The following is an 8,528-nucleotide window of genomic DNA, read 5'->3' on the forward strand; positions in this document are numbered from 1 at the left end:
TACAGCTATTATACTGCTCACGGACAGGAATGCTTAAATTAATTTAGCTTTTATCAGAGAGTGTATCCGAAGAGCCAAACGCTTCAACCTCTTCGAAATCATCCGATTTTGGTGATGCTGATATTACTTCTTCTTCTACTGGTCTTAAGTCCTCCTCTTTTTGCTCCGCATGCTCTACACACGTCAATGCTTTCGGCATAGCTTCTAAACGTCCAAGTGGAATGTCCTCTCCACAGACACTACATTTGCCGTATGTCCCATCTTGCATTGCTTGCAACGCACGTTTAATCTCCTCAGCATCGTCACCTCGGTGCTCATCGATCGCCATTTCAGTTAGTTGATCTGTTAAATCACTCGCATTGTCCGCTGGATGATTATCATAATTAGATAATTCGGTCGCTTCTGGTCGCTCTGATTCCTCAAGCTGTTGCACTATTTCCTGCAATTCTTGTTCTAATTGTTTCTTTAACTTTTCCTTCACTTGTTGGTTCAAAAAAATCTCCTCCTCATGCTTTCATTTTTTCCTAAATTGATGTTTCTAAAACATAAGCATGACAAGAGATTATTTATTTTTGTGCATATACCATTATTACATCATGTAAAAATTGCGTTGCCCCCGCTGTTACTCGCTCATCATAGTAGGCTGTGAAACGCTCATCAGCGACATACATCTGCGCTAAACCAGCATGTGCCTCCTTTGAATACTGCGACCATGAAAAACATAGCCAACGCTTATGAAGCTCTGCTACCTCCATAGCTACATCATTCTTTGTATCGCCGATTGCCATTGCCTCTTTTAAGCGCTCAAATAATTGCTGTTCTAGCTGCTGCATAGCTGTAAATTGTTCCTCCGTCATATTCTTCAACTTTGCATTTGATGCCTCTACCGTGTCATCCCCATATTTTTCACGAATTTCTTCACCATATTGCTTTTCATTGTCGTTCATTAGCTTATCTTTAAAGCCTTTAAATTTCTCTTCGTTTGTCATTGGATATTCCTCCTCTAATGATTGAATTGTTTTTTCTACTGTCTGTAATAATTTTTCAAGTTGCTCTTGTTGTTGAAGTAAAGCAATGCGATGCATCTCAAGTGCCTCCTTAGGCTGAAAATCAGGCGCATGAATTATTTCCTGAATCGTAGCCAGCTTCATAGCTAATGCTCTGTAAAATAAAATTTGCTGAAGTAAATCGACCTCATTTTGTCCATAAAATCGATACCCTGCCTCGTTTGTTCTTGCCGGCTTTAGCAAATCAATCTCATCATAATACCGTAACGTCCTCGTACTGACGCCAGACAAATTAGCTAGTTCTTGTATCGAGTATTCCACCACTTTCACCTCCACTACCCATACTCTAAACCTTTACGCAACGTCAAGGTCAAGAGAATAAATGAAAATACAAATAAATTTTTTAGACAAATCCAGTTACCTAATTGACGAGTAGTGTGCATTTAAAATTTCCCCTATCAAGATACATTGCCAGCATTAAAATCACTTAAAAATGAGATTGGGACAAAACTTTAAATTTTAAGAAAGAGGAGCAAAGTCGTTATTAAATTTTCGCTATCTAAAATGAAGGAAAATTTAGACGTTCTTCCTTTTGGAATAAATAAAATTTAGAAGAGAGCACTAGTTGATGGTAGCGAAGGCGGCGACTCTTGGGGGGGTAGCGTGACGCCTGAGACTACAGGCTCAGGCAACGCCCCCGGAAAGCGTCCGCCGTAGCGGACATCAACGCTTACAGCAAAAAAGTGTTAGATCGACAGCAGTCAATCTAACACTTTTTCTCTTTTGTCCCAGCCTCTCCTATTACAATTTTGCATAATCTCCGTGCCACATAATGTTGCGGTAGTTTTCTACATCCGTATCACCTTCTGTATTGAAAAACAATACACGGGAATGCTTATCTATTTGTAAAGTATGCCTTAGCTCTGTGTAATGGTCATTTGTCATCAATTCATAAAAACATCCAAAAGGGGCCGCTCCCGATTCCCCAGCAATGATACGACTATCTTTTCCAATTGCATTACCTAAGACTCTCATACCAGTTGCAGCGACACTCTCGTGACAGCACATCCCTATCTTCGTATAGGTTTTTAAAATTTCCCAGGCCATTGGATTTGGTTCTCCACAAGCTAGTCCTGCCATAATAGTTTGCATGTCTCCTCCAACCGTTACAAAATGCGCATCGCCTTGTTTAAAGCTTTCATAATAACAATTTGCCGCATAAGGTTCGACGAGAACAAACGTAATTTCTTGTGCATAACATTGCGTTAAATAAGCTACGACTGCACCTGCAAAAGACCCTACGCCCGCTTGTAAAAATACATGGGTAGGCGCCTTTTCCAGTTGCTCGACCACTTCTTTTACTAACGTTGTATAGCCTTGCATAATCCACAGGGGAATTTCCTCATAACCTTTCCACATCGTATCCTGTATAATGACCCAGTCGTTGTCTTTCGCAAGATTTGAGGTATAACGAACCGTATCGTCATAGTTCATAGATGTTATTTCTGCATAAGCGCCTTCATTCTTAATATTTTGTAAACGCTCTTCTGCACTACCCGCAGGCATATAAATTCGTGCTTTAAAGCCAAGCTCTCTAGCAGCCCAAGCCACCCCACGCCCATGATTGCCATCCGTTGTTGAAATAAACGTTAAATCCCCAAGCTGTTCTTTTACTTCAGGAGATTTTAACTCTTCAAACGACAGCTCATCAATATTTTTATCTAACATCTTAGCAACGTACTGTCCAATTGCATAAATGGCTCCTAACACTTTAAAGGCATTTAAGCCAAATCGATAAGACTCATCCTTCACAAAAATATGACGAACTCCTACAAATGAAGCTAAAGTATCTAAACTACGTAAAGGTGTATTTTCAAATTTCTCATATGTAAGATGAAATCTCTCAACACGATTCACTTGCTCCTCCGTAAAATTATGTAGCAGCGGTACTACTTGTTCTAGGTTCTCCTGTAAATGATATTGCTGATTGCGAGCCCACATTATTTTGTCGTTCATCTATATCCTCCTACTAGTTGTTCTATCATCATCTTAGCTTAAATAGTTAACAAGATAAACCCGTTGATGAGCTCTCTGATGGTCAACGACAACGAGCATGGATTGGCGATGACACTTGCACAGAATACAGATATAATCCTATTAGATGAACCAACAACTTACTTGGATTTAACACATCAAATAGAAGTACTCGATTTGCTTTTCGTTTTAAATCAGTAACAAAATCAGACAATTATGATGGTCCTTCATGATATTAATCTTGCCTGTCGCTATGCTAATCACATCATTACTGTTCGTGACCGTGCAGTATTTAAACAAGGAAAACCTGAAGAGATCATGACTACCTCGTTGGTGAAGCATGTATTTGATCTTGAATGTCAAATGACCGCTGACCCGATTTTTGGTACACCATTATGTAATCCTTTTGGTAAAGAGCGTAGAATCTTTTAATTTAAATCATTGTATCTAGTAGGTTATCGTCATTTTCAAAAGCAAAAGGAATTTTTTTGTTCCCCCAAAATTAAGTATGAGGTTGAAAAAGTGTACATAAGTATGCTCAATGTTATGGCCCCTGATAGATGTAAAATATTCATTAAAAAATACAGTAGATAAAATTTATATCTACTGCATTTTAGTATGGCCCACGTCAGGCCATTTATCTTTTAGGAAAACAAACACATGTCATAAGAAATACTTGGTTTAATCCCTATTATTTATCTTTGTACTGTAATTGTTTGTGAAGTGAAATCTAACTTATTTCCATTATAATCTGTAATAGCATTACGTGGTGAAGCTTGAATCGTAACATTTCTACCGTTTTCAAAATATCCATTCTGAGATATTGTAATCAGCACTCTATCATTGCCTTGAGCATAGGTACTTGCTGCTACCGAAGAACCATTCACAATAATATCAAAGTCCATACTATTAACGTTTATTACTGGCTCACTGAAAACAAGTTCTAACGTTTGTGAATTGCTAACATTCACATTCACAACCTTTGGTGCAATATTTTCTTTAAGATTAACTGTAGTTCGCACCTCATCGAATGATTCCATAGAGTTTGCTGCTCTTAAGCCTTTAATCGTGAAATTTCGTGTACCATTAAAATAATTCGAATCTTTTTTTACTGTAAGCTTAATGCGATTTAAATTGGATGCCTCTACAACTGCACTTTCTACTTGCGCGTTATCAATAATGTAATTTTGCACGTTTTGAGCAAGTGCTGGATCAACAGGATAATTGAAATTTAAATAAACAATATTATTATCTTTAATAGAATAATCTGTCGCAGATGTTTGAATTGGATTGTACTGCGTTAATGTCAGTTTATTACCATTAACACTTAAATCACCGTTACGTGTAAATTTTACATTTTGCACTTCATTGATAGGCACACCGTATAAATTTGTAACATTAAATAAAGTTAGTTTGCCATCGTAAATAGCTCCCTTTGTATCATAAGGGCCTAGCAGACCTGTAATTTTAACACGTAATTTTGTAGGCTGATCTTTTACGCTATGAATATCGCTTTGAGATCCTCTTGATACCTCATACAAAATGTGGTTATTCATATAGCTTCCAGTAAATGATGCTTTTGCATATGCACCTAACTGTACTGGCTTATCAAACGTTAATTGTAAATATTCTACATTATCCTCGTAAACTATTTCAGAATTCATTAGGACAGGCGCTCTGTCATCTTTTATAAAGTTATATACAGTTGAGAATGTTGCCGTTTCACCTGATAAGTCAGTAATGACACGGCTAGAAGCTGTCCCAATCGTTGTAATGCCTTGAAGTGTACTTTTTGGATCAACCGTCACATTGATTAAACGACCATTTTTAGGATCTTTCTCTACTTTATTCACGGAAATTGAAGTCTGTCCGTTTTTAATTAAAAGATCATATGCATAAAGTGGTTGAATCTCTTCTGAGAATAATAACTGGAATGTATTTGGACCAGTTTGTGTGACAGAAGATAGTGTTGGCGGAATACCATCCTTATCCCCTTTTTTCACTGTTACAGTTGCAGGGTTTGGTGAAATTATATTCCCTGACAAATCTGTAGCCGCTACAAATGTAATCTGCATAGCTGTACCTGCTGTTAAATAACTACCATTCACTGTTGCCGCTGATAAATCAAAGGTTGCTTCAGTTGCGTTTTGTTCAATACTTCCTACTACATTCATTACCTTTGTTCCATTTGGTAATGTGAATTGAATGCGTTCATTTGGAAATGCTGCCATTGGCTTAGAAAACTGTACTTTTACGATTGAAGAGTTGTTTCCTTGCGTTGTTCCCAGAATAGTAGGTGGTTGTGTATCTCCAGCAATGACAAAATTCGCATCTACTCTTTTAAGCAGTAAGCCCTTTTCAGATTTGATGTTGTTTAACACATAACGATGTGTGCCTTTTAATGGCTCATTTACTGTAAAGATGATTGATTTTCTATCAGCACTGATTTCTGTTTTCACAACTGATAATGCTCTTAAAGTATCCACATTAGAGAAAGTCGCAATATTATCCTGTAATTTTCCATCTGTTTTTAAGACAGAGAGTGGGTCAATTGCTAGGTTGAAAACAACTTTGATCTGAGAGGCATTGATTCCCTCAATGGATTGCACCTTCAGCTCATTGACTTCATATGTAACAACAGCTGAATAGGATTTATCATTAATTTTAAAATCTACCTTTGTTTCCACATTTTCAGTAAGTGGCGTTGCTAATGTTACCTTATGGCTTGTCCCATCTGTTAATGTAACCTGTAGTGTATTGGCATCTACAACTTTAACTGTTTGGATGAGTAAAGGTACTTCATGTTCTTTTAGCATATCAGTGACATTTGTCATAGTACGATGTAAAAAAGATGCAAAGTGACCACGTGTTAATGTGTTGGTTGGATTAAATGCCTTAACATTTGTAATCTTTGCATACTCTAGTGCAATAATTGCCTCACGATTCTCTGTTGAGGACGTATTTTTTAAATCTGTAATAGAAGATTTATAGTTTTCTTCTTTATACTTCGCAATTAAATCGATATCGTATACTGTTTCAATAGCACGTACTAAGTAAGAAGCCATTTGTTCACGTGTAATATTCTCGGAAGGTGATAATTTGTTATTAGTACCTTTGGAAATACCTGTATCGTATATAAGTGCTGCATATTGTAATAATTCTTTATCTTTTGTAGATGCTGGCTGCAAGTCTGTAAAACGTACTTTTTTATTGTAATCTGCTGGCACTTGATAGTGTTCCGATACAAGCCATTTCCCTAAAAATTTTGTGACATTGCCACGCGTAAGGGGTGCGTTTGGTCTAAATGTACCATCAGTATATCCACCTACAATTTTTGCATCCGCTAGTGCCAAAATCCCCTCTTTATGGTCACTCTTTGCAATATCCGTAAAGGAGGCTGCACTTGCAGTAGGAATAACAGCTGCCGCAACTAATACAGCAGATGCTGTACTCACAATCCATTTACTTTGTTTCTTTTTCACATTAATAACCTCCTACTAATTCTATTCATCTCTATTATAAAAGAAAAATAGATTTATTCCAAAGGATATACCAATATTATAGAAATTTACCATGGAATATTTGACTAATTACTAGTAAACAATTAGCAAATTGAAATTATTTTTAGATGAATTGACAGAGAAGATGATTATAAGAATGAATTTTTAATAGACTCATGATTAAACAATATTGAAAAGCTTTAAGTGAAAGAAGAGGTCGATTCAATACAGTGTACTCTACTAACATGTGCCTATCATCAAATCATGGAAAAGATTCTTGACTGTAATCAAGTCTTAGAAGTAACGATTACTTCGTCGTGGGTACTAGCAACACAATTTTGATAAGATCTATGAAGAAGAATTAAAAAGCTTTACAGGCGTTTAATAACTGAATAAAAATATGTGTTGGGTGGAAACAACAAACGAGGCGTTTATGGAGCTACTGTTGTATTAGATTTAAAAAGTATCAAAAAAAACACAGTAGATGTAAAAAACATCTACTGTGCCTTAGTATGACCCCTACGGGATTCGAACCCGTGTTACCGCCGTGAAAGGGCGGTGTCTTAACCGCTTGACCAAGGGGCCAATGGCGGAGAAGGAGGGATTTGAACCCTCGCGCCGGTTACCCGACCTACACCCTTAGCAGGGGCGCCTCTTCAGCCTCTTGAGTACTTCCCCGTAAATAAAAAAATGGCTCCGAAGGCAGGACTCGAACCTGCGACAACCTGATTAACAGTCAGGTGCTACTACCAACTGAGCTACTTCGGAATAATGGTGGGCCTAAATGGACTCGAACCATCGACCTCACGCTTATCAGGCGTGCGCTCTAACCAGCTGAGCTATAGGCCCATTTGGAGCGGGTGATGAGAATCGAACTCACGACATCAGCTTGGAAGGCTGAGGTTTTACCATTAAACTACACCCGCATTAATGGTGGGTCAGGACGGAATCGAACCGCCGACACTTAGAGCTTCAATCTAATGCTCTACCAACTGAGCTACTGACCCATTCGTTCCATGCTAAGCTGCAAATCTCTTTGTCAGACACTCTCGTTCATTCAGTCACGTTCTTAAGTACGCTCCTTCATTCACTCGTTTGCTTCTTCGACCTTTTTGCTTATCATGAACCTCTTATTTAAAAAATGGCGGTCCCGACCGGGATCGAACCGGCGATCTCCTGCGTGACAGGCAGGCATGTTAACCGCTACACCACGGGACCATTTGGTTGCGGGGGCCGGATTTGAACCAACGACCTTCGGGTTATGAGCCCGACGAGCTACCACTGCTCCACCCCGCGACAACATTATTTATACCGAGTTTTTAGAACACCATTTATAAAATACAAACTGGAGGAGGTAGAGGGATTCGAACCCCCGCGCGGTGTTACCCGCCTGTCGGTTTTCAAGACCGATCCCTTCAGCCAGACTTGGGTATACCTCCGTAACAATATATAAATGGTGGACCTTGCAGGACTCGAACCTGCGACCGGACGGTTATGAGCCGTCTGCTCTAACCAACTGAGCTAAAGGTCCTTTAAGATGGCGGCAGAGGGAGTCGAACCCACGACCTTTCGGGTATGAACCGAATGCTCTAGCCAGCTGAGCTACGCCGCCAGGATCTTTATACTGGTTATAATTTTATGGTGGAGCCTAGCGGGATCGAACCGCTGACCTCCTGCGTGCAAGGCAGGCGCTCTCCCAGCTGAGCTAAGGCCCCAATGAAATGGTCGGAATGACAGGATTCGAACCTACGACCCCTTGGTCCCAAACCAAGTGCTCTACCAAGCTGAGCTACATTCCGAAATATATATGGCGCGCCCGGCAGGAGTCGAACCCACAACCTTCTGATCCGTAGTCAGACGCTCTATCCAATTGAGCTACGGGCGCTAATTACTAAAATAAAAATGGTGCCGAGGGCCGGAATCGAACCGGCACGGTAGTCACCTACCGCAGGATTTTAAGTCCTGTGCGTCTGCCAGTTCCGCCACC

The 8,528-nt window shown here is 39.3% G+C and carries 4 protein-coding genes, 15 tRNA genes and 1 pseudogene; 1 reads left to right on the top strand and 19 read right to left on the bottom strand.

Annotated features, from left to right (window positions below):
- Nucleotides 1–43: 43 nt before the first annotated feature.
- The 3 genes from ACQKII_RS12285 to ACQKII_RS12295 form a co-directional block, all read right to left on the bottom strand.
- Nucleotides 44–493: a TraR/DksA C4-type zinc finger protein gene (locus tag ACQKII_RS12285; RefSeq protein ID WP_427459613.1), complete on the bottom strand. Its 450-nt coding sequence runs from the start codon at nucleotides 491–493 to the stop codon at nucleotides 44–46.
- Between the two features lie 73 nt (nucleotides 494–566).
- Nucleotides 567–1,328, bottom strand: a complete 762-nt coding sequence (locus ACQKII_RS12290) for a MerR family transcriptional regulator (protein ID WP_427459615.1) — start codon at nucleotides 1,326–1,328, stop codon at nucleotides 567–569.
- A 480-nt stretch (nucleotides 1,329–1,808) separates the two neighbouring features.
- Nucleotides 1,809–3,023 (bottom strand): diaminopropionate ammonia-lyase, encoded by a 1,215-nt coding sequence (locus ACQKII_RS12295; protein WP_427459617.1) that lies wholly within the window; start codon nucleotides 3,021–3,023, stop codon nucleotides 1,809–1,811.
- 53 nt (nucleotides 3,024–3,076) lie between these two features.
- Between ACQKII_RS12295 and ACQKII_RS12300 the strand changes: the two are divergent.
- A pseudogene (locus ACQKII_RS12300) lies at nucleotides 3,077–3,473 on the top strand (ABC transporter ATP-binding protein); the annotation flags it as partial.
- A gap of 263 nt (nucleotides 3,474–3,736) precedes the next feature.
- On the opposite strand, the gene ACQKII_RS12305 reads toward ACQKII_RS12300, so the two are convergent.
- The 16 genes from ACQKII_RS12305 to ACQKII_RS12380 all read right to left on the bottom strand — a co-directional run bounded on the left by ACQKII_RS12305 (nucleotide 3,737) and on the right by ACQKII_RS12380 (nucleotide 8,527).
- Nucleotides 3,737–6,523 carry an S-layer homology domain-containing protein gene (locus ACQKII_RS12305; RefSeq protein ID WP_427459619.1) on the bottom strand — a complete coding sequence of 929 codons (2,787 nt, stop codon included), beginning with the start codon at nucleotides 6,521–6,523 and terminating at the stop codon, nucleotides 3,737–3,739.
- 531 nt (nucleotides 6,524–7,054) lie between these two features.
- Nucleotides 7,055–7,126 (bottom strand) — tRNA-Glu (locus tag ACQKII_RS12310).
- A 2-nt stretch (nucleotides 7,127–7,128) separates the two neighbouring features.
- Nucleotides 7,129–7,219, bottom strand: a tRNA-Ser gene (locus ACQKII_RS12315).
- A 13-nt stretch (nucleotides 7,220–7,232) separates the two neighbouring features.
- Nucleotides 7,233–7,309 (bottom strand) — tRNA-Asn (locus tag ACQKII_RS12320).
- Nucleotides 7,310–7,313: 4 nt separating this feature from the next.
- Nucleotides 7,314–7,390: transfer RNA gene (locus ACQKII_RS12325), tRNA-Ile, on the bottom strand.
- Between the two features lie 3 nt (nucleotides 7,391–7,393).
- A tRNA-Gly gene (locus tag ACQKII_RS12330) sits at nucleotides 7,394–7,467 on the bottom strand.
- Between the two features lie 5 nt (nucleotides 7,468–7,472).
- Nucleotides 7,473–7,548, bottom strand: a tRNA-Phe gene (locus ACQKII_RS12335).
- A 135-nt stretch (nucleotides 7,549–7,683) separates the two neighbouring features.
- Nucleotides 7,684–7,759: transfer RNA gene (locus ACQKII_RS12340), tRNA-Asp, on the bottom strand.
- Between the two features lie 3 nt (nucleotides 7,760–7,762).
- Nucleotides 7,763–7,837, bottom strand: a tRNA-Met gene (locus ACQKII_RS12345).
- Between the two features lie 50 nt (nucleotides 7,838–7,887).
- Nucleotides 7,888–7,980, bottom strand: a tRNA-Ser gene (locus ACQKII_RS12350).
- A 15-nt stretch (nucleotides 7,981–7,995) separates the two neighbouring features.
- Nucleotides 7,996–8,072, bottom strand: a tRNA-Ile gene (locus tag ACQKII_RS12355).
- A gap of 7 nt (nucleotides 8,073–8,079) precedes the next feature.
- A tRNA-Met gene (locus tag ACQKII_RS12360) sits at nucleotides 8,080–8,153 on the bottom strand.
- Nucleotides 8,154–8,180: 27 nt separating this feature from the next.
- Nucleotides 8,181–8,256, bottom strand: a tRNA-Ala gene (locus ACQKII_RS12365).
- Nucleotides 8,257–8,263: 7 nt separating this feature from the next.
- Nucleotides 8,264–8,340, bottom strand: a tRNA-Pro gene (locus tag ACQKII_RS12370).
- 9 nt (nucleotides 8,341–8,349) lie between these two features.
- A tRNA-Arg gene (locus ACQKII_RS12375) sits at nucleotides 8,350–8,426 on the bottom strand.
- Between the two features lie 18 nt (nucleotides 8,427–8,444).
- Nucleotides 8,445–8,527: transfer RNA gene (locus tag ACQKII_RS12380), tRNA-Leu, on the bottom strand.
- Nucleotide 8,528 lies beyond the last annotated feature (1 nt).

The organism is Lysinibacillus sp. NPDC048646 (assembly GCF_050272295.1).
GTDB lineage: Bacteria > Bacillota > Bacilli > Bacillales_A > Planococcaceae > Lysinibacillus.

Bases quoted from the DNA above. Each gene is read 5' to 3' on its own strand.
- ACQKII_RS12295 (WP_427459617.1), bottom strand. From the start codon at position 3,023: ATGAACGACAAAATAATGTGGGCTCGCAATCAGCAATATCATTTACAG.